Source organism: Vibrio sp. 704, from assembly GCF_033339295.1.
The window spans coordinates 1-1,347 of sequence record NZ_JAWOUH010000077.1 but is presented as its reverse complement, the minus strand read 5'-3'; the positions used below and the strand labels follow the sequence as shown (position 1 = coordinate 1,347).

The 1,347-nt window shown below is 46.0% G+C and carries 2 protein-coding genes; both read right to left on the bottom strand.

Annotation, left to right across the window (positions count from 1 at the left end):
- The coding region (locus R7R24_RS24545) for a PilN domain-containing protein (RefSeq protein WP_318119704.1) at positions 1 to 443 on the bottom strand (443 nt) is incomplete at its 3' end.
- Positions 427 to 1,347, bottom strand: a 921-nt coding sequence (gene pilM, locus R7R24_RS24540; RefSeq protein WP_318119703.1) for a type IV pilus assembly protein PilM, incomplete at its 5' end; no start/stop codon positions are given. The genes pilM and R7R24_RS24545, both read right to left, overlap by 17 nt.

Genomic DNA, 1,347 nt, shown 5'->3' with positions numbered 1-1,347 from the left:
GAACGTTCCATGTTATCGAGCATGGTTGCTAGCCGAGGTGTACTGTCTGAAATACCTGAGATTTCAATTTCTAGATCGTTCATTTTGATCTTGTCGACATACACGCCTTCTGGAATAACAGCAGGCATGAGGTTCATAAAATCAGTGGTTTTATTCCGACCATTTTGCAACGCTTCCACAACTTTCAAGCGTTCCAAGATTTTGCTGTGTTCAAGCTCCGCGATCTTCATCGCTTCTATCCGCTTATCTAGATCGGAAATGTACGTTGTTAGATAGTCGAGTCGCTCTTGTTGAAGATCTTGTTGGTACTCATAATATTTGCCAACGCCCCACTGAATCCCCAACGCCACCATGACTCCCAATACCACTAAACCGACAAATCGACGACGATGCTCTTCCCTTTGATTTTCGCGCCAAGGCAATAAGTTAATGCGATACAGCACGCACACCTCCTAACCAATGAATGCCACGCACCGCCAGCCCTGCAGCCGTCGAAAAATGTTGCCAATCGGCCGCTCGGCGCTTGCGTTTCGACACTTTCATTTCAAACAGTCCGAGTGGGTTTAGCAACTCGCACTCCAATGCCAACTGATGCGAGAGCTCTTCTGCCAACATTGGCGTCGATGCCCCCTCGCCCGATAACCAAATGCCTTTGATGTTTTGCGAACCGTTGATCGAGGTATAGAGCTGCATTTGACGTTTTACGCGCTCAACCACTTGACGATTGAACTGTTCCGTTTTGGCTTGAGCATCATCAGAGAGTAAGTCTTCTTGTGACGTCCCCATTGAGATACGAGTACCGCACGCAAACTCCTTATGAAACAGTTCGCCTTGCTCGGTAAACATGGTGAATGAACTCGCTAGCGAGCCGATGTCTAACAAACAGTATTTGTTTTTTTCAGGAAAACGCTCTGCGGCAAGCTTCCAGATATGACCTAGGCTTTGAGAGTGCACGTCAACCAACACAGGCTTTAAACCAGACTGTTGTAACGCTTCAACTCGGCTTTCAACCACATCTTTGCGCGTAGCGAATACTTGATAACTGTCCGTTCCACGCATCCCTTCTTCCGCACGAAGGCGTACGAAATCCAAACTCAGTTCTTCCACAGGAAAAGGAGATTGATGAGAAAAAGCTTGTACCACCGCAAACTCGATTTCGCTCTCATCAAGGCTTTGTTCGATTTGCAGTTTCTTGCTAATAACTGAGTTGTCTGGAACAGAAATTGCCACTCGCTTGGCCCCAAAAGGCAGCTCTTTTTTCATCTGCTTTAGGGTCTTTACAATTTCTTGATGATTTATGGTGTTATTTTCAGCGACAATACCTTCCTTTAGTAATATTTCTTTGTA